Genomic DNA, 24,191 nt, shown 5'->3' on the forward strand with positions numbered 1-24,191 from the left:
TTCCATATAACGGATAACTAAAGGTGGGGGATGCCTGATGTTTGATTGGCTCGGATTTCGAAAAGGGCTGCCGCTTTGGTGGTCGCACAAGCTCAATGCCGAGACGGAAGCGGATGTCGCGGATATTTTCGAGGGCATCGCGGATACGCGGATGGATCTGCTTCAAGCATGGACGACGGAATATTGGGATCATCTCGACCGCCTGCTGACGCAAATGTCGAAGGAAAACGTTGCAGGTGTCGTAACGTTGGACAGTTCCATCCTTGCTCCCATGTTCTCTGAGACGCGAACGCGCGCTGCGGATTTCTCCGAAATCTTCCTGTTGGATCGCGAAGGCAGCGTAACTTGCTCGACTGACATGCGCCACGTAGGTGAGAAGTACGGCTCCGGCAGCTTGATCGCAGCTGGACTTACCTATGCTAAAGGCACGGCAGACGCGCGTAAATGCCTGTTCGGACCGTACGCCGACCCCTGGACGCTGAAGCTCGGACCAAGCACCTCTTCCTTTCACGACAAAATGACGCTGCTCTTCATCTCCCCCGTCATACGGGGCGGCGAATGGCAAGGCGCGCTCTGCGGACGGGTGCCGAACGATGTGATCGGCGATCTGATCCAACGGGAATCCGGCCATGTGTATTCCGATTCCGGCGACAACTATTTGTTCATGGCGAAGCCGCGGCTCCATACAGAGATCGCGCCCGGAACCGCCTTGTCGCGCAGCCGGTTCGAGGATCGCACCTTCACGCACGGCGAGAATTTGAAGGACGGCGTCTCCACGGACTGGGGCACGGTATCCGTCAAGGAGCATACGGAGCTTGAGCTCATGTTCACCGATCCCGCGACCGGTGAATTGCATCCCGGCGTCGCGAACACGATTCGCAATGGCAGCAACCTCTTCGTCGGCTTCCCCGGCTATTCCGACTACCGACACATTCCCGTCATCGGCAAAGGCGTCACGTTCCAGCTGCCGCACTGCCCGGACGTGTGGGGCATGATGTGCGAGGGCGACTTGGAGGAAGTGTACCGGATCCGCAGCATCCGGTGGACGCAGTTCCGTCATTCGATTGGCTGGCTGGCCGGCCTGGGGGCGATCGGAACCCTCCTCGCCTACTTCATGTTCACGAACGACATGCCCGTCCTCGGAGCCGTTATCGTCGGCGTCTTCAATCTATTGTTCGGCCTCGCCATGGTCTGGTCGCTGGACCGCGGCGGCAATCGCGAGACCGCGCGCCAGATGCGGCGGCTCAATCGTTTTATCCGCATCAACGCGGAGGGCAAAGGCGATCTGACGCAGCGGCTGGACACGGGATCGTTCGCGAATAACGAGACGCGCGAGCTGGCCAAATGGATCAACAATATGATCGATTCCTTGGAAGGCGTCATGCTTCAGGTAAAACTGGCCTCCGCGGACGTGCTGACCAATCAGCGGGTGCTGCTGGAGACGACCGGCGCCACCGCGGGCACGACGGAACGGGTAAGCGGCAAAATCAACGACATGATCCTCAGCATTCGCAGCCAGCTGAAGGATATCGACATCGCGAAGGACGTCGCCGGCGAGATGCGGGAAACGCTGCGGCTGCTGGAGGACAAGGCCTCCGCGAACATCGGCGTCGCGCAGGGAGAGCTTGTCCGCATCGGGGACAAGATGGAGCAGATCGCGGAGCGCGTATCCGAGACGAACCGTTCCATCGAGGCGTTCATGGTGACGACGGGCGAGATTCGCAGCGTGCTTGGCGTCATCGAGGAAATCTCGTCGCAGACCCATCTGCTGGCGCTGAATGCCTCCATCGAGGCGGCACGGGTCGGCGAGCAGGGCAAAGGCTTCGCCGTCGTCGCCTCCGAGATCAAGAAGCTCGCGGATTCGACCCGCCGCTCGACCGAAGAGGTGCATGGCATCGTCCAGCATATCTACGTGAACGCGCAGCGGGCCACGGCTACGATGGCGGAAGGCACGCGGGTCGTAGCCGAAGGTACGGCGCTCGTCGCGGCGGCATCGGAGATTCTGCGGGGCACGCACGAGGATGACTCGTTGAAATCGCAGATCATCGACGAGGTCGTCGCCATCATGGAGAAGATCGCCCTCGTCAGCAAGCAGAACCGCCGGATCTCCACGGAGGTGGAAGGCAACGTGCAGGAGCTGCTTGGCGACTTCAACCACGTCCGCCACACTTCTAACCATGTCGAGGCGATAACGGCATTCCTGCAGCAGCTCGTCGGACAGTTCAGACTGAGCGAGGCGCGGCGGCGGTAGACGGATATAGAGGCCGTAGCGGCATTTGAATAAGAATAAGGGTAACCGGCCGAGCGCCGGTTACCCTTATTTTTACATATCCGAAATCCATGATCACTGGGGAGACTCCGGGGACTGCGAAGCTTGCTGTGAACTTGTGGATGATGGCGGCGGTGATGGCGGAGGCGCGTGCGACTTCAACGCCTTCAGCAGCTCGCGGTCGAACTTCTCCCGCTCGTCGTAGAACAAGCCATGCCCGCTCTCTTCGAACGGGATCAGAACGGAATTTTTGATCCCCTGCTGCTGCAGCTTGCCCAGTTCGAACGGGACGATCAGGTCAAGCTTGCCGTGCAGTATCGTCGTCGGCACGCGAATAAGCGCCAAGTCGCCGCGCAAATCCTCGTCGCGCAGCGCTTCCATCCCCTGGATTGCGCCATAGGAGGAGGCTTCAAAGCCAAGCCCGTTGAACCAATCACGAAACGGCTCGCTGACGGGCTTATGGAAGAAGCCTGCGCCGAAGTCCGCCGTCGTCTTCGGCCGGTCGGTTCGGAGGGCTCGTATGATCGCATCGTATTCGGCAGCAGGCTTGCCGTATGGGTAACCCGGACGCCTGGTCATCGACGGCGCCGCAGCGGCGGCCAGCACCAGCCCTCGCATCCTGCGCGCGGCATGGCGCGTCATGTACCGGATGCTGACCGCGCCGCCCATCGAAAAGCCGACAAGCGTAGCGTTTTGCAAGCCAAGCGCCTCCACGACGATCCGGATATCGTCGGACATCCGATTGTACGTGTACCCATGGAGCGGCGCATCGGAATTGCCGAAACCGCGCAGATCGATCCGAATGCAGCGATAGCCGCCTTCCACGGGCACGACGCTCGTCTGGTATTCCCACATGCGTCGGTTCACCGGCCAGCCGTGGATGAAGACGACCGGTCTTCCTTGGCCGACGTCCTCGACGAACAGCTTCACGCCTGGTTCCACTTCGATATAAAAACCCACCGTTTCGGCCTCCTTTCGCCCCTACCTATTTGTATACCGCCTCCCGCAGGGATAGTCGTGAAGTTGAGAAATCGAAACACCGGATAGGCTCCTGCCGCATAAGCTGAACCGAGATATTCACCTATCCTTGAAAGCCAATAAAGGAGTTTGATCCATGACTCGTTACACGTATGTTTCCGGCGCGCCCGCTGGTTATTACGAGCGGTATGCGGATTGCGGCTGCAAAGGACCAAGGGGGTTATTCCCCGGCGGTCCGGGCGGCGGTCCAGGCGGCAGCCCCGGCTTCCCCGGCGGTCCAGGCGGCAGCCCCGGCTTCCCTGGCGGTCCGGGTGGAGGCCCTGGCTTCCCTGGCGGTCCAGGGGGCACCCCTGGCTTCCCTGGCGGTCCAGGCGGCAGCCCTGGCTTCCCTGGCGGTCCGGGTGGCCCTGGCTTCCCCGGCGGTCCGGGTGGCCCTGGCTTTCCCGGCGGTCCGGGCGGCCCTGGTGGCCCCGGTAGTCCGGGCGGCCCTGGCTTCCCCGGCGGTCCGGGTGGCCCTGGCTTCCCTGGCGGTCCAGGCGGCCCTGGTGGCCCCGGTAGTCCGGGTGGCCCTGGCTTCCCTGGCGGTCCGGGCGGCCCTGGCTTCCCTGGCGGTCCGGGCGGCCCTGGCTTCCCCGGCGGTCCGGGTGGCCCTGGCTTCCCTGGCGGTCCGGGTGGCCCTGGCTTTCCCGGCGGTCCGGGCGGTCCTGGCGGCCCTGGCTTCCCTGGCGGTCCGGGCGGAGGCTTCCCGCCACCGCCTCCGCCGTTCCCTGGGCCATTCCCTCCGTTCCCGGGTCCGTTCCCGATTCCGATTCCAATCCCGATTCCCGGACCCGGACCGTTCCCTCAGCCTGGCTTCGGATTCGTAAGGGTCGTCATCAACGGCGGCAACTTCTTCCCGTGGATCACGAATGCTTACACGATCCGGCATTTCCCCGGCATGAACGTCGGCCAGGCGCTGGCTTCTACCGGCGTCGTCCGCTTCAGCAATAACGGACGCATCATATCCGTGAACGGCGTCGCGGTCACCGGCAGCGTGGAAGCCATTCTCCGCCTGAACGGACGTCCGATTCCGCAGACGCTGCTGAATCTGCCGGTTCACAACGGCGATTCCGTCGGCCTGGAACTGATCGTTCGCGTGCTGCGCGGCGATGAGCAGCACGCGCTGCCGCTCTCCGGTCAAGTCGAGAACAACTTCGAGCAAATTCTGCGCCTCGAGGAAGAAGAGCAGTAACGCTTGCCCGGCGATTACGCAACAAGGCAAGAACGACACCGGTTCGAAACCAGAACGAAAACACAACGAATACCGGAACGAAAAAATCGCCCGCGGCCACCATGGCTGCGGGCGATCTGTATTTGAGCAAAAATGAGTATACGATAAGACCTATTAACGCTGATTCGGCTTGTTAGCTATGCTTCGACTTATTCATGCCGCATCGGCTTGTTAGCTCTGCTTCGGCTTATTCATCCCGCATTAACTTGTCAGCCCCGCCCCGTTATCAGTGCGCGCTCGCCTCTTCCTTGATCGCTTTCAGACGCTTCATCACGTCGTTCGCGCCGCGGCCGAAATAATCGTGAAGCAGATTGTATTCCGCGTACAGCTTCTCGTAGACCGCAACGTTCGCCGGAATCGGCTTGAACGTCTCCTCGCGAACGCGTCCCATCGCGGCAGCGGCGTCCACGACGCTGTCGTAACCACCTTTGGCGGCTCCGGCTGCCACAGCGCCGAACATGGCCGCGCCAAGCGCCGGCGTTTGCTTGGAAGCAGCGACTTTGATCTCGCGGTTCGTGACGTCCGCGTAGATCTGCATCAGCAGGCGGTTCTTCTGCGGCAAGCCGCCGCAGGCATACAGCTCGTTCACTTCGACGCCGTTGCCGTGGAAGGCATCGACGATTTTGCGCGTGCCGAACGCCGTCGCTTCCAGCAAGGAGCGGTACACTTCCTGCGGCTTCGAGAGCAGCGTCAAGCCGAGAATCATGCCCGTCAAATCGGTATCGACGAGCACGGAACGGTTGCCGTTCCACCAATCGAGCGCCAGCAGGCCGGATTCGCCGACGTTCAGCTCCGAAGCATGCTTTTCCAACCATTCATGCACGTTGATGCCTTCGCTCTGCGCAGCTTCAACCACATAGGCCGGAACCGCCTCATCGACGTACCAGGCGAAAATATCGCCGACCGCCGATTGGCCCGCTTCATAGCCGAAATAGCCCGGAATGATGCCGTCTTCCACGACGCCGCACATGCCTTCGACCTGCTTCTCCTCGGAGCCCAGCAGCATATGGCAAATCGAGGTACCCATCGCCATGACGAGCTTGCCCGGCGTAACGACGCCGACGGCCGGGACGGCCGCGTGCGCATCGACGTTGCCGACGGCGATCGCCGTCCCCGCAACCAGCCCCATGCGGGACGCCATCTCGGTCGTCAGCTCGCCCGCTTTGGTACCCAGCGGCAGCACGCTGCCGCGCAGCTTCGTTTCCGCCAGGTCCTCCAGCTTCGGATCGAGCGCTTTCAGGAATTCGCGGTTCGGATAGCCGTCCTGCTTATGCCATACGGCTTTGTAGCCCGCCGTGCAGCTGTTGCGCACGATGTTGCCCGTCATTTGACCGACGACCCAATCCGTCGCTTCGACGAACTGATCCGCCGTCTCGTAAATGTCCGGCGCCTCGTTCAGGATCTGCCATACCTTCGCCAGCATCCACTCGGAGGAAATTTTGCCGCCGTAGCGGGGAAGGAAGCTTTCGCCGCGCGCTGCCGCCGTTTCGTTGATCCGATTGGCCTCGTCCTGCGCCGCGTGGTGCTTCCACAGCTTCACCCAGCTGTGCGGGTTCTCACGGTAGGCAGGATCGAAGCACAGCGGCTGGCCCGCTTCGTCGATCGGCAGCATCGTGCAAGCCGTGAAATCGATGCCAAGGCCGATGATCTCGACCGGATCTATGCCGGACTCCCGTACGACGGCCGGAACGGACTGCTCCAACACCTCGATATAATCGCGCGGATGCTGCAGCGCCCAATCGTGCTCCAGCTTCAAGCCGCTCTCGGGCAAACGCTCGTCGATGACATTATGTCGGTAAGGCGTCACATGCTCCGCGATTTCCGCGCCGTCGGATAAGCGCACCAGCACCGCCCGTCCGGACTCCGTTCCGTAATCCACGCCAATGGCATATTTATGCGTCATGAATAGGCTCCTCCCAAATTTTGAATTCCCGAACCGGCGCTTGCCGGCCTGTTTCGCTTGCAATCGCTTACTTTTGCCCGTAATAAGCGTTCTTGCCGTGCTTGCGCAAGTAGTGGCGATCGAGCAGATGCTGGTCCATCGGCTGCACGTTCGGATTCAATTGAAACGTGTGGAGCGCCATCTTGGCCACTTCTTCCACGACGACGGCATTATGGACCGCATTATGCGCATCCTTGCCCCAGCAGAACGGCGCATGACTGTAGACGAGCGCGGCAGGCACTTGATTCGGATCAATGCCTCGCTCGCGGAACGTCTCGATGAGCACATTCCCGGTCTCGAGCTCGTAAGCCCCCGTAATCTCGCTCTCCGTCATCGGACGCGTGCATGGAATTTCGCCGTAAAAATAATCCCCGTGCGTCGTGCCCAGCGCCGGAATGGCCCGACCGGCCTGCGCCCAGCTCGTCGCCCATGGCGAATGCGTGTGGACGATCCCGCCGATGCCTTCGAACGCCCGGTACAGCGCGACATGCGTCGGCGTATCGGAAGACGGACGCAGGCTGCCCTCCACGACATTCCCATCCAAGTCGACGATGACGATCTGATCCGCCTGCAGCTCCTCGTACGGCACGCCGCTCGGCTTGATCGCGACAAGCCCGCTTTCGCGGTCGATGCCGCTTACGTTTCCCCACGTAAACGTGACAAGGCCGTGCTTGGGCAAGTCCATATTGGCTTCCCAGACGGCTTGCTTCAATTGTTCCAGCATGAGCATTCTCCTCTCCGCTATCCATGAGGCCCGGCGCTGCCGGGAACGATTCCTTCCCTCGTCAGCCCTCGCCGTAACCCCGTCGCAACCTCATATTCGTCTATATTATAACTTGTACGTACAAGTGTGTCACGCCTTAATTTGCCGCCCTATCCGACACTGGACCTGTCGACTGGCGAACGATGATCTTCGGATCGTACACGAGATCCCCTGCCGTCTCGCGGGCGCCACGCTCGTTCATCAGCTTCATGAGCAGCGCCACGGCATCCTCGCCCATCCTTGTCTTGGGATGCTCCAAGGTCGTCAGCTTCACTTCCGTCGCCGTCGCCAAATTCGCATCGTCGAAGCCGACCATCGACAGGTCGGCCGGCACCGTCATGCCATTCAGCCGAACGACGTCCAGCAGACGTACGGCCAGCTCGTCGTTATAGCAAACGATCGCGGTCGGCCGCTCCGCCGGATCCCGTCGCAGCAGCTCCGCAAGCGCATCCGCCGGCTTCGTCCGCTTCTCCTCCGTCGCGTAGCGGACGAGAAAGTCCGGCTGCAGCGTCAGCTTCCGCTCCCGCAGGCAGCGCATGAAGCCCCGCATCCGGTCGACGCCTTGGAAATCATCCGTCTTGAAGAAGCCGGCGATCCGCCGGTGGCCCAGCTTCACGAGATGCTCCGCCGCGCGGTAACCGCCCAGTTCATCGTCCACCCGCACGCATGGCGCATCCAGATCGCTATAGCGGCCATTGAGCATCACGAACGGGATTTTCCTCGCTTCCAGCGCCAGAAAATAATCCAGGTTCGGATTGCCCTCCGCGCTCTTCGTCGGCTCGATGATCAGCCCCCCGAGCTGCTGCTGCAGCAGCATGGAGGCCAAACTTTCCCGCTCCCGCTCCTTCTCGTTATCCGTGCTTGCCAGGAGCATCCGAGCCCCGTGAAGCCGCAGCGCTGATTCCACGCCGCGCAGGATTTTGGGGAATATATAATCCGAGATGTGCGTCGTCATCACGCCGACCGTCAGCTTCTGCTGCGTCTCCGTCATGCTTTGGCTTCGCTCCGCCTCGGCGACGAACGTTCCTTTGCCCTGGGAACGATACAGCCAGCCTTCCGACTCCAATTCCCCGAGCGCCTGGCGGACGGTTTGGCGGCTGAAGCCGAATCGGCCGGCGATCTCGTTCTCCGACGGAAGCTTGTCATGGGGCTTAAACTCCGCTTTGGCGATCCAGGACATGATTTCTTCTTTCAATTGCTGATATTTGGGCGTTGGCTGTTCCTTCACTCGGCACCTCGTTCTCTCTTGCTTTCCGTTAACTTGTATGGAAATAGTATAGCATACGCTCAACTTGTACGTACATACAGGCAACATGCTTGCACAGCCTGCAGCACCGAAGGAAGTTTGCCTCCGTCGAAGATCAGGAGCTAGCAGCAACCTTTGCGTTCCGAACGCGTCTATATAGTAAAAATATGGAATAAATGAATCCGCAGTTGCTTGCGCATCGAAACAGTTCCATTCGTTAAAGGAGGAAGTACGCCGATGAATCTCAAACCTGCCATCTTCATCCTCATTGCTTGGAGTATGTTATCCGGGTGCTCGCTGCGCGAGAAGTCGTACAGCCTGCAGGATGTGAAAAGCGCCATGGCCGCTCAGCATTTACGGCTCGGGCAATACGGTATCGCGGGCGACTTGCGGATGCTGCAAAACGTCGTTCCCGATGTGGAGGACATCGACAAGGACACGAACACGGACACGGACAAGGACACGGACAAGGAAACATCCGTCAACCAAACCGCTTCTGAGATGGTCTATATTTATATTTTCGGTACAAAAAAAGCCCGGCAGGCGGGCGCGACGGAATTCGCGAAGCAGATGGAAAACGCCGTTTTCACGACCTATCCTTCTCTATACCAGAAAGGGAACATGCTCGCGATCTATTGGTCCACGTCCAAGGCACAACCGAAATTGGATGCATCTATAAAAGCAGCGGTTGAGCAGCTGTGATCGACTGGACCCCGCCTTCATTTCCCGCAAAAAAGCGACAGTCCCGGAAGATCGTCCAGGGCTGCCGCTTTATTCATTTCAAGCTTTTTGGCGCACGCATGAGCGGCTAGCTAACCTCCACCACGAAAGGAACGGTGACGACGCGGCCGTTCCGCTGAAACTGGCCCCATATTTTGTACAGGCCCTTCTCCGGAAACGTCGCGTGGAACCTTGCCGTCGGGCCGCTTGCTTGATCCATGGCATGCACGTGCAGATACTGCTTGGCTTCGGCATCCATAATGACGACATGCCCCGCCGCGCCTAGATACGGCTGCAGATCGCGGACCGGCGCTCCGCCGGCTGCGCCTTCGGCGAATGTAAACGTAAGCTCCGTCGCTTCGCCAGCCTTTGGCGCTTGCCCGAACGATAATGCAACCGACATGCCGCCGGCGCCGTGCTCCAGCTTCTTATCTTCTGTCAGCGCCGGCTCCGATTGCCTCGTTCCCGCACCGCCTGCCTGCACCCAGGCACTCTGCCATTGCTGCCCGCCGCTCTGCGGCTTGAAATCCGCGATGAGCTTGTACCGGCCGGGCGACGGAAACGTCACCGGGACCTCGAACACGCCGGGTTGGTCCGTCTCCGCCGGATGCAGATGCATGAACGTCGCGAGTCCTTGACTGACGAGAATGAGATGCAGCAGCTTCTCGTGGTTGACCTGCAGCCCCGCTTCGGGCTCGCCTGCTCCGTTCGTTACCGCTATGCGCAGTTTTCCGGTCTCCCCGGCTTCCGGCACGCCGCCTGGCCATGTCCATTCCACATGGTCCGCCGTTTCCGTTCCCGCTGCTTGGCTCCTACCATCCGCATCGCCTTGCCGACTTCCATGCTCCGCGCTCGCCGCGGTACCGTTCTGTCCGTCTTCCATATCCATATCCATATCTATATCCATAACGCTGTCCAAATCGATATCGCCGTCCATGGCATCATGATGCGCATGCTCCCCGGGCTTGTCCGACTCCACGGTACTTGCCGGCAAATCGATGTCCGCGTAGCGGCTCATCCAATACCCCGTCGCGGCCCCTAATACGATCAGCACCGCTGCCGTAAGGAAGAAGCGGCGGTATTGCTGCTTTCGTTTCTTGTTCAACCGTACATCCTCGCCTTCTGCCGACGAGGACGCGGTGATTCATGCAGCCCTCGCCTCGCTAATCCTGTTTTAAGCGCTCGATCATATATTGTCGCACGTCGTCAGCCAAGTCTTCGCGGCGAAGCGCAAGATCGATCGTCGCCTGGACGAAACCGAGCTTGTCCCCGACATCGTAACGCTGGCCTTCGAACCGGAACGCGGTCATCGGGTTCGTCTGGTGAAGCCGCTGCAGACTGTCCGTCAGTTGAATCTCTCCGCCTTTGCCGGGAACGGCATGCTCAAGCAGGTCGAAAATGCCGGGCTCCAACACGTAACGGCCGACAATGGCCAGATTGGAAGGCGCTTCGCCGGGCGACGGCTTCTCCACGAAACCGCGCACGCTGCCTCCGCCGCTTTCACGCAAATCGACGATGCCGTATTTATGCGTCTGATCCCACGGCACCTCCATAACGGCCACCACCGATGATTGCCGCTCCCGGTAGAGCTCGATCATCTGCGCGGTCGCAGGCTTCCCGCCTTGCAAAATATCGTCGCCGAGCAGCACGGCGAACGGCTCGTCGCCCACGAATCGGCGAGCGCACAGCACCGCATGGCCAAGACCAAGCGGCGCGCCCTGCCGGGTATAGACGATCTCCGCCAAATGCGAGATGCTTCTGACCAGCTCCAGCATCTCCGCTTTGCCATGCGCCTCCAGCTCCGCTTCCAATTCGTACGACTTGTCAAAATGGTCCTCGATCGCCCGCTTGTTGCGGCCCGTCACGATCATGATGCTCTCTATCCCGGAAGCGACCGCTTCTTCGACGATATACTGAATCGCCGGCTTGTCGATGATCGGCAGCATTTCCTTGGGCTGTGCTTTCGTAGCCGGCAGGAAACGCGTACCGAGACCGCCTGCCGGTATGATGGCCTTGCGAACCCGCTTCTGTGTTCGATCCATAATGTGCCCTCTCTCTTCTGTTTTGGCCAGTTTGCCTCGTTTTATACGGCAGCGGTTGCTTTGCACGCCTGCCGTGCTTCCGTCATGCGTTAATAGCTCAGTCCGATCGACTGACGGCTGTATAGCGGATTCTTCAGCGTCCGCAGCAGAAAATGAGCCGTATCCGCCCGCGAGATTCGCGACTTGCCGCTTGGAACGCCCTGCCGCGCTTCCAAATAATCGCCTCTCAGCCGCCACCCCGAGAATCGGATCGGACGGGCGATCGTCCAATCCAGCCCGCTCGCTGCCAGCGCGTCCGCCGCGCGGCGATGGTCCGCGAGCGCGCGGAGCCGCAGCAGCCGGGCGGCGATTCCGGAGAGGCCGGATATTTCGCCATGGATGCCGGCGCAAGCCAAGTAACTGATTCGGGCCACGCCATGTCGCTGCATGCCTGCGATGATGCTACCCGCCGAATCCGAGAGCTGTCTTCCTCGTTTCCAGCGCCTGGTGCCGAGACATGAAATAACGGCATCCTGGCCGGCAATGGCAGCGGCAGCAGCAGCCACGTCGCTTGCGTCTCCCCGGACGAGACGCAGGCCGGCATGAGATAAATCCCAACGATGCGAAGCGCGCAGGAACGCCGTCACGAGATGTCCCTGCTCCAAAGCCTGCTGCACGACCAGACGTCCTGTTCTGCCTCCCGCACCGAACACAACGATCCTCATTCCTGCACGCCTCCATCCTATTGAAGCTACCGTAACATGCTTGAAGAATTCAAGCAATGACACTTGACATTCGGCCTTATTTATAATAATTTTAATTTAGTAGTTATTATTAATTAGTTTCAAGTCCAATCGTCTTGTTTAATGAGAGGAAGGGAAGCCGCCTATGGGAATGATAGTTAACGTAGGTTGGGGTTCTGCAGGCTAGCGGCAGTCATTTTAAGGCTTGTGCCGGGTACAGTCGCCAGCTTGCCGGACGTCCAATCTGGCTGCCGGAAGCGCAAGCTGCAGATGCCGTGATTATTTCGGCGGGCGCTTCGGCAAAATAGATGGGTATCCCTGGCGAACGGGCCAATATCAGCCGAACGCCGGCGTGCTCGCCCGAGCGCGAGCAGACATTGAACGTGCAAGTAATCTATCTTATTAAAAGGGAGCTGTCGATCATGCCGACCAAAAAACTGCAATCCGTTCTGAACAAACAAATCTCGACCTGGAGCGTACTCTACATCAAGCTGCACAACTATCACTGGTATGTAAAAGGCAGCCAGTTCTTCACGCTGCACGTGAAATTCCAAGAGCTCTACGAAGAGGCGACGCTGCACGTCGACGACATCGCCGAGCGCTTGCTGACAATCGGCGGCGCGCCTTACGCGACGATGGCCGAACACTTGGAATATTCCAGCGTCAAAGAAGCGACGGGCAAAGAATCCGCGGGCGAAATGGTGGAAACCTTGATCGCGGACTTCACGAACGTTGCCGCCGAGCTGAAGGAAGGCATGGAAGCCGCGGAAGCAGCCGGAGACGAAACGACAGGCGATCTGCTGCTGGCTATTCATAAATCCATCGAGAAACACACGTGGATGCTCAAAGCGTTCAACGGTCAATAATCAACCTTTAACTACCCCACCAAGAGCAGGGGCAGCCGCGGACGAGTTCGTCCCGGACTGCCCCTGTTTGTCGTGCTTATACGTACGATCAGGAATTCACGAGCCGGTCGCCTTCAAACTGGGGCAGCCAGCCGCGATTAGCTTCGAACAGCTCGTCGACCATGCTTTGAATTTCCTGCAGGCTGAGCACGGCGGAGGTGAGCGGGTCGAACGCGACGGCCTGGAAAATTTTCCGTTTATTGCCCGTCAGCGCCCCCTCGACCGCCAATTCCTCGCATCTCGCGCTCGTATTGACCAGTATCGCCAAATGGTCAGGCAGCTTGCCGACGTGGATCGGCGACAGCCCGTTTCTCGAAGCGAGTACCGGCACCTCGACGCAGGCGCCTTCCGGCAAGTTATCGATCAAGCCGAAATTGCGGACGTTGCCGTTGAATTTGAAGAGCGTGCCGTCGCCGAACGCCGCGTTGAAGATGTACGAAGCGTATTCTTCCCCGCGCGCCAAGTCGACCGGGCCGTCGCGCCATTCTTCCATCTGTTTCTGCCAATTATTCTTCATGCGTTCCCCGTATTTGACGATGGCACCGTACTCGCCCGGATTCCAGCCCGTTCCGTGCGTGCAGTATCGCTCGATCAAGTCGGGCCGTTTGCGGAACCAGGCGTTGTACTCCGAATTATGACCGCTCGACTCCGTCACGTAGTAGTCCAGGTGCAGGAACATTTCGTTTCGCACGATTTCCTCGTTATATACGTCCGGATTATTCTTGACGGCATCCCTAATCATCGGGTAGGCATCTTCGCCGTTCCGTTTGAATTCAAGGTAGAACGCCTGATGGTTGATACCCGCGCACGTATAGGTGATTTCGTCCATCGGCGCGCCGATCCAGCCGGCGAGCATCGACGCCGTTCCCTGCACGCTATGGCAAAGTCCGGTCACCTGCACGTTCGTTTCGCTCTGCAGCGCCCTGCAGAGCATCGCCATCGGATTCGAATAGTTCAGAAAGATCGCGTCCGGACAGATCCTTTCCACGTCGCGGCAAATCTCCAGCATCGCTGGAAGCGTTCTCAAAAAACGAAAAATGCCGGCCGGGCCCCGCGTATCGCCGATGTTGATATCGACGCCGTATTTCTTCGGAATCTCCACGTCATGCCGGTACACGTCCAAATCGCCGACCATGATCGTGCACAACACGCCGTTCGCCCCGCGGAGCGCTTCCTCGCGGTTCGTCGTCGCTTCCAGCTTCACGCCGCGGTATTCGCCTGCTTCGATAATTTTCTCCACCGCCGCTTTGGCATACGCCAAGCGGCCTGGGTCGATATCCATCAGCGCGATCGTGCTGTCCTGGAAGGCGGGGAAGGTCAGCAGGTCGCGCACCAAATTTTTGGTGAAGACCAGGCTGCCCGCCCCGATAAATGCGATTTTTGCGGTCATTCATTCTCCTCCTTCGAGTGATTGGCTTACGAGTCTTCGATTACTTGCCGCTAGTTGTCCTACGAATAGCCATATTAGGAAGAGACCGGTTTTATGCCAGCCTCTTGACCTCGTTGTTGACGGACCGGCATGAACGAGAAGACGAGTGAAGCAAGCTTGGGCGTCCTCACCGCTGCACTCACCCATACGCCTATCCCATTCACCGCCGTTTAACCGTACGAGAAGCGCTGCCGGTATTTACGCGGGGAGATCCCTTCCGCCTTCGTGAAGCAGGAAGTGAAGTAGGCCGCCTGGTTGAAGCCCACTTCTTCGGCGATCCGGGCGATCGTATGATCCGTCTGAAGCAGCTGCAGCTTCGCCTGCTCGATCCGATGATGCATCAAATATTCCATCGGCGCGCAGCCATAATACCGCTGCATGCAGCGGGCGATATAGACGGGGTGAAAATTCAACCGTTCGCCCAGTTCATGCGCGGTGATCGACTCCCGGTAATGCTTCCGCATGTAGGCTGCCGCCTGGTCCGCGCAAGCCGCCGCCGGCGCCGATTCTTCCTTTGCCATCGAGGCCGACAGCTGCCGCAGCACCTCCTGGAAGAGCGCCTGCTGATTCCATTTGGCGCTGCCGGAATAGAAGCTGTGGTTCAGCTGAATGAGCTGGTCGATCAGCTCGTCGACCTTGCCCGGGTGAAGCAGCCGGACGAATTGGGGGACCTGAATTTGAAACGTGTGCGTCGCATACGACCACAACGCCTCCATGCGCTTCTCGTCGTACGGCTCCGGCCCGGAGCGGGGCAGCTCGTCATCCGTCATGGTCCAGCTTCCCGTCGTCTGAAAGTGCAGCCAATAATAGGATGTGTGGACGTCGCAGCCTTTGGTCCCGAAATGATAGCTGTCCGGCCGGAGAATAAGCGCGCAGCCCTCGCCGACTTCGTAGGTTTGATCTTCCTCGCCCATATAGAGACAGCCCTCCCGAACGATCAGAAGGTCGAACACCCCCACGTTCCGCCGGCTGACATGCCGTCCTCCCGGTCCGTACGACGACAGCCCGCAAAGCATGTAGTGCGGAAGCGGGGGGACCGTAAATTGAAGTCTGTTCATTGAAAGACCATCCTTTGCCGCGACTCCCGTTCCGACTGGATACGGAGGTTTCAAATTTGAAAGTTTCGGTTGATACCCTCATACATTGCGCCCAGTATACCATCTATAATTTGAAAGTGAAACGAGCGCGCATACCGCGCTCCGCGCGAGCATCCGAAGCTTCTCGCGCGATCAAGCACCTGGGAGGCATACAATCGAGATGGGCGCATCCGCGAACAATAGAACCGCATTTCAATCGTACTCATTATGGTCATTGTCATGGCCAATCTTCATTGAACTCTTTCTCGCCACGCTTCTCGGCACCGTGGATACGCTGATGGTAAGCCGCGTATCCGACGATGCCGTCGCGGTCGTGGGCCTGTCCAATCAGCTCTTCAATGGCGTGAACACGCTGTTCGTGACGATTACGGGCGGCGCCGGCATTCTCGTCGCGCAGAAGCTGGGCTCGCGCAAGCCGGAGGAAGCCCGCACGATCAGCATCATCGCGGCGAAATTCGCCGTCTGCATCGGGCTTGCGATCAGCACCGTTCTCTTCCTGTTTCCGGACCAGATCGCAAGAATCATCCAAATGCCGGAGGAGCTGCTTCCGCTCGGCCGATCGTATATGTCCATCGCAGGCTGCGGGATTGCGCCGTTTGCCTTGGCGGCCGCGTTCAGCACGGTCATTCGCAATACGGGCAACACGCGCGGGCCGATGCTGACGGCGGTCGGCATCAATATTTTGCATGTGCTGCTCAACTATGCGTTTATATTCGGAGCCTTCGGCTTTCCGCAATTGGGCTTGAAGGGCGTCGCGATCTCGACGTTCTCCTGCCGGGTCATCATGATGCTCGTTCTCGCCTACATGTTCATCCATGCGTTCGAACGCAGAATCGGCTTCGCGGATCTCAAGCTGCGCAGCCGCAGACTCTTCAAGGAAGTGCTTCGCATCGGCTGGCCGCTCGGCGTCAGCTCATCCTGCTGGATGCTTTCGCAAATGGTCATCTTCATGTTCCTGGCCATTCTTGGCGCGAAGGAGCTCGCGGCCCGGACGTACATGAACACGCTGGAATCGTTCTGCTTCATGCTCGGCTACGCCATTGCCATGGGCGTTCAGATCCAGATCGCCCATCTCTTCGGCGCGAAGAGGTGGAAGGAAGCCTATGCCAGCGCCTATAAAGCACTCTTCATCGGGCTCGCCATCGTGACCGTCAACGCGGGACTGCTCGTCCTGCTGGGCCGAACGTTCCTCGGCTTCTTCACCAAGGACGCCGAAATCATCCACATGGGCATCGCGCTGCTCGCCCTGAACATGCTCCTGCAGCCCGGCAAAATGCTGAATATGGCGTTCAATTCCGGCCTCAACGCGGTCGGCGACACGCGCTATCCGATGATCATCGCCATCTTCTCCATGTGGGGCGTGGCAGCCGGCATGTCGTATTGGTTCGGGCTGCATCTCGGATGGGGACTCGTAGCGATCTACTGCTGCATGATCTCCGACGAATACGTGCGCGGCATCCTCGTCTTCATCCGCTGGCGGAAGCGCATGTTCTTGAACCGCGCCGCGGAGCGCGATGAGCTGGGGAAGCTCCAGCAGCAAGGAGTGCCGGCATCGCTGTCCGGCAGTAATAGCGTTGCAGTCACGACAGGCGTGAACGTTCAACAGGAGCCCGCGCGTCCATCTGCTGCCATCTCTTCGAAAGGTCATCAGCCCGTGGAAGCTTGACGTTCTCGATTTGACTGCTTACATCAGATGTTCACTATCGTATTCTTGGCATCGTTCGGCTTTTCCTGCATGGGGTTCGTGGCGGGAAATAAGCCGATCGGACAATCCAACATCGAATCGCCGAATCTTTGAATCGTCGAAAAAAGAGTGCCGGAGCAGCCCACTGGGCTTTCCGGCACTCTTCGTTTGTTCACCGACACGGGGTTTACTTCCGCTTACTTTTATTTCTTCTTGTTCGCCGCGATCTGTTCCGCCAGCTCGTTCAAATACGCCCAGCGGTCCATCAGTTCCTCCAGCTTCGACTCCAGCTGAGCCTGCTCCGTGAGCAGTTCTTGCAGCAAGCCGGAGTCGCTGGAGGAAGCCTCCATCCGCTCCTGCACCTTCTGGAGCGCCGTTTCCGCTCGTTCGATATCGGCGTCGATCGTATCGAATTCCTTCTGCTCGTTGTAGGTCATCTTCGTCGGCTTGGCCGGCTCCTGCGCGGCTTCGGTCTTCGCCAGGGGCGCAGGCTGAGCCGTCTTGCGCCCTTCGGATGCGCCCGCGGAGGCACGAATTCCGTGCTCGGCCGCGTATACCTGATAATCCGTGAAATTGCCGACATGCTGCTCGATGACGCCGTTGCCTTCGAAGGCGAAGATACGCTCCGCCGTCCTGTCCAGGAAATACCGGTCATGGGATACCGTGAAGACGACGCCCGGAAAATCGTCCAAATAATCTTCCAGCACCGTCAGCGTCAGGATATCGAGATCATTCGTCGGCTCGTCCAGCAGCAGCACGTTGGGAGCTTCCATCAGGACACGCAGCAGCTGCAGACGGCGCTTCTCGCCGCCGGATAGCTTCGCGATCGGCGTCCATTGCTGCGCTGGCGGGAACAGGAACCGCTCCAGCATCTGTCCCGCGGTGATCGTCGAACCGTCGCCTGTCGTCACCTGCTCCGCGATCTCGCGGATATAATCGATGGCCCGAAGCGTCTCGTCCATCTCCTCGCGCTCCTGAGAGAACACGCCAAGCTTGACCGTCGGTCCAAGATCGACGGTGCCCGCGTCGGGCGCAAGCTTGCCGGCAATCAGCTTCAGCAGCGTCGACTTGCCGAGGCCGTTGCGCCCGACGATGCCGACGCGGTCCTCCGGCACCGCGATATAACTGAAGTTCGCGATCACGTCGCGGCCTTCGAACGACTTGCGCAGCCCCTCGATCTCGAGGATCTTCTTCCCGAGCCGCGACGAGGCGACGGACATCTCCAGCTTCCCGGCTGCCCGGTCCGGTCCTTGCGCGCTGAGCGACTCGAACCGCTGGATACGCGCCTGCTGCTTCGTCGAGCGTGCCTGCGCGCCGCGGCGCATCCAGGCGAGCTCGTTGCGAAGCAGGTTTTGACGCTTGGACTCCGAAGCCGCCTCCCGCTCCTCGCGCTCCAGCTTCAGCTCCAGGAAGCGGCTGTAGTTCGCGGAGTAGAAGTACGCCCGCCCCTTGTCGAGCTCCAGCGTCCGGTTGGTGACCCGATCCAGGAAGTACCGGTCATGCGTAATCATGAGCAGTGCGCCCTTGCGCTTCTGCAGCATGCCTTCGAGCCAAGCGACGGACTCGTTGTCGATATGGTTCGTCGGTTCGTCCAGCAGCAGCACGTCGGCCGGCTGGATCAGCGCAGCCGCCATCGCCACGCGCTTGCGCTGCCCGCCGGACAAGACGCCGAGCTTCGCATCGAAATTCAGAATGCCGAGCTTCGTCAGCGCGATCTTGGCATCGCTCTCGATGCTCCAAGCGTCCAGCTCATCCATCCGCTGGTTGGTGCGGACGAGGCGCTCCTGCAGCGCCGCGTCGCCCGGGTTCAGCTCCAACTGCCGCAGTGCGTCCGTGTACGCGCGCACCGCCTGCATTTGGGCGGAGTCGCCGCCGAGCACATGCTCCATCACCGTCTCCTCGGGATCAAACTGCGGATCCTGCGACAGCATCCGTACCGTCGTGCCCCCCGCGACGAGAATAGAGCCCGAATCCGGTTGCTCTATACCAGCCACGACTTGCATGAACGTCGACTTCCCGGTGCCGTTGACGCCGATGATGCCGATTTTGTCGCCGGTCTCCACGCCGAACGACACATCCTGAAACAATACTTTTTCCCCGTAACTCTTGGCAATATGATCAACCGTCAATACGTGCATAATAGCTCCCGCCTAACGTTAGTAAATCGCAAAACGCATCATGCCGCCGCGCTTTGTCCCTATTCAAGCGCCGATTAAGCTTCACTTGCTTACCTTCATCCTGCACGCTGAATTTCTCCGGAATGAAACGAAAGACGCCGCCACAAGGACGACGTCAACCGTTTCACCTTATCTATTCACTTTAAACGAAGGCTACGCTCCGATCAAATCTTTCTTTGCGACTTCGCCTTCGCCCATCGCTTGCTCGGCTCGGATCGCGAGTGCCGCCATCGTGCGTACAGCTTCGAGCGGATACTTGCCGGCAGCCGTCTCGCCGGAAAGCATGACGGCGTCGGAGCCGTCCCATACCGCATTCGCGACGTCGCACGCTTCGGCGCGAGTCGGACGCGGATTGCTTTGCATGGATTCGAGCATTTGCGTCGCCGTGACGACGAATTTGCCCGCACGGTTGCATGCGCTGATCATTTGCTTCTGCGCCAGCGGCACGTCCTCGATCGGAATCTCGACGCCGAGGTCGCCGCGGGCAACCATGATGCCGTCCGATGCTTCCACGATCGCTTGCAGCTCGTCCAGGCCTTCTTGGTTCTCGATCTTCGACATCACTTCGATATGGCCGGCGCCCTTTTCGGCCAGCATCGCTTTCACTTCAAGCACGTCCTCGGCCCGGCGAACGAACGACATCGCGATAATCTCGACGTTGTTCTCGATGCCGAATGCGATGTGCAGCTTATCCTTCTCCGTCACGCCCGGAAGGCTCGTGCGGATACCCGGCAGGTTCACGCCTTTGCGGGATTTGATGATGCCGCCGTTTTGGATGACGCATACGACGTCGGGTCCCTCGATACGGACGACTTGCAGTTCGATCAGGCCGTCATCGATCATGATGCGCGAGCCGATGGCGACGTCGCTGGCGAGATCGTACGAGACCGAAATGCGTTTCTCCGTACCCTTGATCTGCTCTGTCGTCAGCGTCAGGAACTCGCCGGCCTTCAGCAGGTAAGAAGGCTCCTCGAGCAGTCCCGTGCGGATTTCCGGTCCTTTGATATCCAGCATGATGGAAACGGGCAGGTTCAGCTTCTTCGCCGCCGCGCGAACAAGCTCGATGCGTTCCTTATGGTCTTGAAGCTCTCCGTGCGCCAAGTTCAGTCTTGCTATATTCATGCCGGCAAGCAGCATATTTTCCAACATGTCGGGCGACATGCAAGCAGGTCCCATCGTACAAACGATCGCTGTTTTTTTCATTAAGCTCACTCCTTGGTTCCTATTTTCATCGCTTCTTTCATTGTAAAAGAACAATTGCGCCAGCGCGATGTACTATAGTACAGTGATTGTATCATAGTACGATGAACGGAAAAGGAGGTCATGCTCCGTGTTCGACATTTTCGACATCCGGCAGGAGCGCGGCATTCTGAAGAACGAACAATCGCCGCTCGGGAGCGACAGCTACACGCTCGTCTGGATCCGGTTCGGCCAGACGAGCTTTCGGCTCGCCGGGCAAACGACGCAGCTGCGCAAGAACGATCTGCTGCTCATCCCCGCAGGCGTGCTCGCCGCCGAGCTGCGCGGCTCCGGCAGCATCCGCGAGAGCGTCGTCGTGCGTTTCAGCCCGTCCGATTCCTCGGCGGTAAGGCTGCTGCCGCTGCTCGCCAGACGCACTCCCCTGAGCTGGGTCACGCATATGCCGGAGCTGCTGCTCGAGAAGCTGCTCTACATCGTCGAGCAGTGGACGGCCCGCGACCGCTATTTCTCCGTCATGTGCGGCGCGCTGCTTACCGAGCTGATCGTGACGATCAGCAGGGAGTACGACGAAGGCGAGAAGGCGCCGTCTTCCATTCATCATATTGAAGTCATGAAGCGCTACATCGAGGATCATTACCGCGGCAAAATCACCAAGCAAGAGCTCGGCGGCTGCATCGGCGTCAGCCCCAACTATGCCGCCTCCTTGTTCCGAAGCGTCACCGGCATGACGATCAGCGAATACGTGCACCGGCGGCGGATGAAGACCGCCGTCTACATGCTGCGCCACTCGCAGCTCACCGCGCGAGACATCTCGGAGCATCTCGGCTACAGCGACCCGTCGTATTTCAACCGAACCTTTAAGCGTATCATTGAGCAGCTGCCCTCCGATTTGATCGCTGAACGGTCGGACCGGGAGTGAGCGCCGCTGACTTGTTGGCCATAAGAAAAGCTGGCATAGAAAGGGCGGCGTCCGGACTCGGCACCGCTGCTGGTTGGCCAATTCCGGCCCGGTTGCTGCTAGCGGAGCCTCCAAAGTTGCTGTTTCGCACAATTCCAGCCCGGTGGCGGCTCACCGAGCCTCCAAAGTTGCTGTTTCGCACAATTCCGGACCGTTTGCCGCTCACTGAGCCTCCAAATCTGCAATTTCGCACAAATCGCCCCGTTTGCTGCTCTCAGAACCTCCAAAGCTGCAATTTCGCATATTTTCAGACCGGCTGCCGCTCACAGTGTCTCCAAAGCTGCAATTTCACACAAATTCGCCACGACTGCGGCTCACGGAGCCTCCAAAGCTGCAATTTCACACAATTTCAGCCCGGTTGCGGCTCACCGAGTCTGTAAAGCTGCTGTTTCGCATAAATTCGCCACGGTTGCCGCCCACAGAGCCTGTAAAGCTGCAATTTCGCACAATTTCGCCCCGTTTGCCGCTCACAGAGCCCCCAAAGCTGCAATTTCACACAATTCCAGCCCGTTTGCCGCTCACAGTGTCTCCAAAGTTGCAATTTCGCACAATTCCGCCCCGTTTGCCGCTCACTGAGCCTCCAAAGCTGCAATTTCGCACAAATTCGCCCCGTTTGCCGCTCACAGAGCCCCCAAAGCTGCAATTTCGCACAAATTCGCCCCGTTTGCCGCTCACAGAGCCTCCAAAGCTGCAATTTCGCACAAATCGCCCCGTTTGCCGCTCTCAGAACCTCCAAAGCTGCTGTTTCGCACAATTCCGGCCCGGCTGCGGCTCTCAGAATCTCCAAAACTACTGTTTCGCACAATTCCGGCCTCCTTGTTCTCTGTCAGCCCAGCCCATGCACGCGAAAAAGCCTCCAACCCACGTAGCGGGTATAGAGGCTTTTGGCGCTCTTCAGGGCAGACGTCAACGCGTTCCGTCCTAGCGGAACCGACGTTAGATGGCTGAGCTTAGACGTACTCCGTTCGTGGCGATTCGAACTCGACATCCGCTTCGCCGGACGGCGTCACCGGAATGGCGATCATGCGCACCGATTCCATCATGCGCAGCATGTTCTTCAGCTCGAACGGCGTACGGGCGCCGCGCGTCAGCCAATCGGAGATGTCTTCCTGCTCCAGGATGGCCGGCATATTCGGCTGATACTGGGCGATCAGCCCGTTCGCCTTGGTCATGAGCATCGTGCAGGTGCGCATCTCCTCGCCGGAAGCGGCGCGGAACACGTCGTAGAGACCGGCAACGGCGAACGTCCCGCTGCGCATGGTGATCTTGAACTTCTTGACCTCTTTGCCTTCGGTACGCGAGACATAGAAGCCGTTGCACGGGATGACGCAGCGCTGTTTGTTCGCGATTCGCTCATAGATCGGTTTCTCGAACAGCTTCATGCTGTCCATCTGCACGGAATCTTTGGCCCAATAGGGCACCATTCCCCAGCGGAATTCGTCCAGGACGCGCTCGTCTTTGCGGTGAATGATGGCAGAAACCGATTCTGTCGGTTGAATCTCGTACCGGCCTGACGTATGGAACAGAACGTTATCGAGCTCGAAACGTTCCGTCAGCTCGGATGAAGCGGCCGTGATGGAAATTGCTTGGCACATTGGTAAAAACCTCCTCTTGTTTTGGTTATTATGACCACTTCAGCCGTAATCATGTACCTGCCAGCCGAATTCGTTATAATAACCTACAAAGAGAGGAGATCGGGCCGGTATGAGAGAACCAACGAACGAAGCGATTGATTCGCCGACGCAGTCGAACGCCCCAACGCCTGAGCCTTCATTTCGGGGCGAACGGCTGCTGCCTTACGCCTCGCTCATCGACAATCCGGTGCCGGTCTTCGTCAACCGCGCCCGCGAATCGTTCGAGCTGCGCATGCACGCGCATGATTTCATTGAAATTTGCCTCGTCGCCGAGGGCTCCGGTTACCACTATCTCGATACGGACCAAATGGCCGTCGCGCGCGGCGACCTGTTCTTCATTCCGATCGGCATCTCCCACGTCTTCCGTCCGTCGGCCAAAGGGCAGCCGCTTGCCCTGTACAACTGCATCATTACGGCCGAGCAGCTGGACAAGCTCCTGCAGGCCGTTCAAGCCGAACCCGAGCTCGCCGCCTTCTTCCGGGAACGCCGCACGGGCAAAGCGTGGTTCCGCCTTCACGACCGCGGCGAAGAAGCGCAGCGCCTCTTCCACCGGCTGCACGGCGAATTCTCGTCGCGCCGGCCGGGATTCGTCGCAGCGCTGTGCGCCTTGACGGCGGAGCTGCTCGTCCTGCTCTACCGCCGCTGCGTGGAGGAGCAGGTAGAACAGCCGGTCGAACCTGCTGCCGGCAGCATTGCCGCTTCCTCCATGCAAGAGCTGCTGGCCTATATCGACGCTAATTGCGCAGAAGAACTGCGGGCAGCCGACATGGCGGCGAAGCTCGGCATCGGCGAACGCCAGTTCCAGCGCAGCTTCAGAAGAGCGGCCGGCGTCACCTTCCTGGACTACGTTCAGAGCGCGCGCATCGATCTCAGTTGCCGGCTGCTGCTCGGGACTACGGATCGCATCAGCGATATCGCCGCCCGGTCCGGGTACTTGAACACGAAATTTTTCAACCGCCTGTTCAAGAAGAAGACGGGCGTCACCCCCCGCCAGTACCGGGCCACCGCGACGCTTCCCCGCCGCTCCGCGCCTTAATCCGCTTTAATCCGCTTCGAATGCCGCCGCGCCAGCCTCCGCGCGGCCCTTTCCTATATGTAAATAACCGGAATTTCGTATAAATCGCAAACCTTGGGCAAGGATGGAAGCATACTAAC

General features: G+C 59.3%; 18 protein-coding genes and 1 pseudogene. 7 read left to right on the plus strand and 12 right to left on the minus strand.

Translation table 11 applies throughout. The annotated features are described in order from the left end of the window. The first annotated feature begins 37 nt into the window (after nucleotides 1–37). A complete protein-coding gene (locus AC0YNU_RS24265) occupies nucleotides 38–2,251 on the plus strand; it encodes a methyl-accepting chemotaxis protein (protein ID WP_475761262.1) in 2,214 nt (737 codons plus the stop codon). A gap of 93 nt (nucleotides 2,252–2,344) precedes the next feature. Here the strand turns inward: AC0YNU_RS24265 and AC0YNU_RS24270 are convergent, their stop codons facing one another. Then, the gene (locus AC0YNU_RS24270) at nucleotides 2,345–3,229 is read right to left on the minus strand and encodes an alpha/beta fold hydrolase (protein WP_475761263.1); all 885 of its coding nucleotides are present in this window, start codon (nucleotides 3,227–3,229) and stop codon (nucleotides 2,345–2,347) included. A 154-nt stretch (nucleotides 3,230–3,383) separates the two neighbouring features. Between AC0YNU_RS24270 and AC0YNU_RS24275 the strand changes: the two genes are divergently transcribed. Then, nucleotides 3,384–4,478 carry a hypothetical protein gene (locus AC0YNU_RS24275; RefSeq protein ID WP_475761264.1) on the plus strand — a complete coding sequence of 365 codons (1,095 nt, stop codon included), beginning with the start codon at nucleotides 3,384–3,386 and terminating at the stop codon, nucleotides 4,476–4,478. A gap of 265 nt (nucleotides 4,479–4,743) precedes the next feature. On the opposite strand, the gene AC0YNU_RS24280 is transcribed toward AC0YNU_RS24275, so the two are convergent. The 3 genes from AC0YNU_RS24280 to AC0YNU_RS24290 form a co-directional block, all read right to left on the minus strand. After that, the gene (locus AC0YNU_RS24280; protein WP_475761265.1) at nucleotides 4,744–6,420 is read right to left on the minus strand and encodes a ribulokinase; all 1,677 of its coding nucleotides are present in this window, start codon (nucleotides 6,418–6,420) and stop codon (nucleotides 4,744–4,746) included. Nucleotides 6,421–6,487: 67 nt separating this feature from the next. Further along, on the minus strand, nucleotides 6,488–7,183 hold the full coding sequence (gene araD / locus AC0YNU_RS24285) for an L-ribulose-5-phosphate 4-epimerase (RefSeq protein ID WP_475761266.1): 696 nt from the start codon (nucleotides 7,181–7,183) through the stop codon (nucleotides 6,488–6,490). Between the two features lie 136 nt (nucleotides 7,184–7,319). Next, a complete protein-coding gene (locus AC0YNU_RS24290; RefSeq protein ID WP_475761267.1) occupies nucleotides 7,320–8,450 on the minus strand; it encodes a substrate-binding domain-containing protein in 1,131 nt (376 codons plus the stop codon). Nucleotides 8,451–8,705: 255 nt separating this feature from the next. Here AC0YNU_RS24290 and AC0YNU_RS24295 point away from each other — a divergent pair, with 255 nt between their 5' ends. Next, nucleotides 8,706–9,170 (plus strand): hypothetical protein, encoded by a 465-nt coding sequence (locus AC0YNU_RS24295; protein ID WP_475761268.1) that lies wholly within the window; start codon nucleotides 8,706–8,708, stop codon nucleotides 9,168–9,170. A gap of 106 nt (nucleotides 9,171–9,276) precedes the next feature. On the opposite strand, the gene AC0YNU_RS24300 is transcribed toward AC0YNU_RS24295, so the two are convergent. From AC0YNU_RS24300 to AC0YNU_RS24310, 3 genes are all read right to left on the minus strand, one after another. Further along, the gene (locus AC0YNU_RS24300; protein WP_475761269.1) at nucleotides 9,277–10,293 is read right to left on the minus strand and encodes a hypothetical protein; all 1,017 of its coding nucleotides are present in this window, start codon (nucleotides 10,291–10,293) and stop codon (nucleotides 9,277–9,279) included. 58 nt (nucleotides 10,294–10,351) lie between these two features. After that, the gene (gene galU / locus AC0YNU_RS24305) at nucleotides 10,352–11,230 is read right to left on the minus strand and encodes a UTP--glucose-1-phosphate uridylyltransferase GalU (protein ID WP_475761270.1); all 879 of its coding nucleotides are present in this window, start codon (nucleotides 11,228–11,230) and stop codon (nucleotides 10,352–10,354) included. Between the two features lie 89 nt (nucleotides 11,231–11,319). Beyond that, nucleotides 11,320–11,934 (minus strand): NAD(P)-dependent oxidoreductase, encoded by a 615-nt coding sequence (locus AC0YNU_RS24310; RefSeq protein WP_475761271.1) that lies wholly within the window; start codon nucleotides 11,932–11,934, stop codon nucleotides 11,320–11,322. A gap of 440 nt (nucleotides 11,935–12,374) precedes the next feature. On the opposite strand from AC0YNU_RS24310, the gene AC0YNU_RS24315 reads away from it, so the two are divergent. Continuing rightward, nucleotides 12,375–12,818: a Dps family protein gene (locus AC0YNU_RS24315; protein WP_475761272.1), complete on the plus strand. Its 444-nt coding sequence runs from the start codon at nucleotides 12,375–12,377 to the stop codon at nucleotides 12,816–12,818. Nucleotides 12,819–12,906: 88 nt separating this feature from the next. On the opposite strand, the gene melA is transcribed toward AC0YNU_RS24315, so the two are convergent. Beyond that, complete coding sequence (gene melA / locus AC0YNU_RS24320) at nucleotides 12,907–14,247, minus strand: alpha-galactosidase (protein ID WP_475761273.1); 1,341 nt, start codon at nucleotides 14,245–14,247, stop codon at nucleotides 12,907–12,909. A 209-nt stretch (nucleotides 14,248–14,456) separates the two neighbouring features. Further along, on the minus strand, nucleotides 14,457–15,344 hold the full coding sequence (locus AC0YNU_RS24325) for a helix-turn-helix transcriptional regulator (protein ID WP_475761274.1): 888 nt from the start codon (nucleotides 15,342–15,344) through the stop codon (nucleotides 14,457–14,459). A gap of 199 nt (nucleotides 15,345–15,543) precedes the next feature. On the opposite strand from AC0YNU_RS24325, the gene AC0YNU_RS24330 reads away from it, so the two are divergent. After that, entirely contained in the window at nucleotides 15,544–17,049 is a 1,506-nt protein-coding gene (locus AC0YNU_RS24330) for an MATE family efflux transporter (protein ID WP_475761275.1), read from the plus strand. A 221-nt stretch (nucleotides 17,050–17,270) separates the two neighbouring features. Here the strand turns inward: AC0YNU_RS24330 and AC0YNU_RS24335 are convergent, their stop codons facing one another. Together AC0YNU_RS24335 and pyk are read right to left on the minus strand one after the other, a co-directional pair. Further along, on the minus strand, nucleotides 17,271–19,205 hold the full coding sequence (locus AC0YNU_RS24335) for an ABC-F family ATP-binding cassette domain-containing protein (protein WP_475761276.1): 1,935 nt from the start codon (nucleotides 19,203–19,205) through the stop codon (nucleotides 17,271–17,273). A 204-nt stretch (nucleotides 19,206–19,409) separates the two neighbouring features. Continuing rightward, nucleotides 19,410–20,447, minus strand: a pseudogene (gene pyk / locus AC0YNU_RS24340) (pyruvate kinase); the annotation flags it as partial. A 127-nt stretch (nucleotides 20,448–20,574) separates the two neighbouring features. Between pyk and AC0YNU_RS24345 the strand changes: the two are divergent. Beyond that, nucleotides 20,575–21,363 carry a helix-turn-helix transcriptional regulator gene (locus AC0YNU_RS24345; protein WP_475761277.1) on the plus strand — a complete coding sequence of 263 codons (789 nt, stop codon included), beginning with the start codon at nucleotides 20,575–20,577 and terminating at the stop codon, nucleotides 21,361–21,363. Between the two features lie 989 nt (nucleotides 21,364–22,352). On the opposite strand, the gene AC0YNU_RS24350 is transcribed toward AC0YNU_RS24345, so the two are convergent. Further along, nucleotides 22,353–22,997: an SOS response-associated peptidase gene (locus AC0YNU_RS24350; protein WP_475761278.1), complete on the minus strand. Its 645-nt coding sequence runs from the start codon at nucleotides 22,995–22,997 to the stop codon at nucleotides 22,353–22,355. A 109-nt stretch (nucleotides 22,998–23,106) separates the two neighbouring features. Here AC0YNU_RS24350 and AC0YNU_RS24355 point away from each other — a divergent pair, with 109 nt between their 5' ends. Continuing rightward, nucleotides 23,107–24,072, plus strand: a complete 966-nt coding sequence (locus tag AC0YNU_RS24355) for a helix-turn-helix domain-containing protein (protein ID WP_475761279.1) — start codon at nucleotides 23,107–23,109, stop codon at nucleotides 24,070–24,072. The last annotated feature ends 119 nt before the right edge of the window (nucleotides 24,073–24,191 follow it).

Source organism: Paenibacillus sp. J31P316 (assembly GCF_056269105.1).